The sequence below is a fragment of the Vibrio sp. 10N.222.55.C6 genome (assembly GCF_041473395.1).
GTDB classification, from domain to species: domain Bacteria; phylum Pseudomonadota; class Gammaproteobacteria; order Enterobacterales; family Vibrionaceae; genus Vibrio; species Vibrio crassostreae_C.
Genome location: NZ_JBFRSD010000222.1, coordinates 1 through 449 on the forward strand (window position 1 = coordinate 1; position 449 = coordinate 449).

Here is a 449-nt window from a genome sequence, read left to right on the forward strand (position 1 = left end):
GCATGCTTAAATCATCAATGAAGAAGCGGCTAGTCATTGTGTGCTTACCACAATTGATGAATATTTCGATGACCGACTTGTCGACATAGACCTCGATGGTTTGCTTGGCGCTCAACCTCGGCGCTTTTCTAACACACCCAAACTCTTCAGCGTAGAGTTGAGACATATTGCTGCGATCAAGAATGAACTCATTATCTGCCGCACTGAACACGATGTTATCACCCGCAACGTTGGCAAGTGTAAACTCAAACTCGTCAGTATCCGTTTCGAGCTCAACCATGAAGCTGGTTGTATCCAATTCAAGAGCATTTTCAATCGTAACAGCTTCCCCCTGTAGCGCTTTCAATTCAGGTAAAGCAGACTGAACAAGATAGCCATCTTGGATTTGAAGTTCGCGTGGTAACGACAACATGCCCGCCCACTGATGCGCATTAGAAGGTGTATCAATC

General features: G+C 45.4%; 1 protein-coding gene. It reads right to left on the minus strand.

Annotated features, from left to right (window positions below; translation table 11 throughout):
* Positions 1–449: GH32 C-terminal domain-containing protein (locus tag AB4486_RS23345; RefSeq protein ID WP_372118922.1), on the minus strand; the 449-nt coding region annotated here is incomplete at both ends.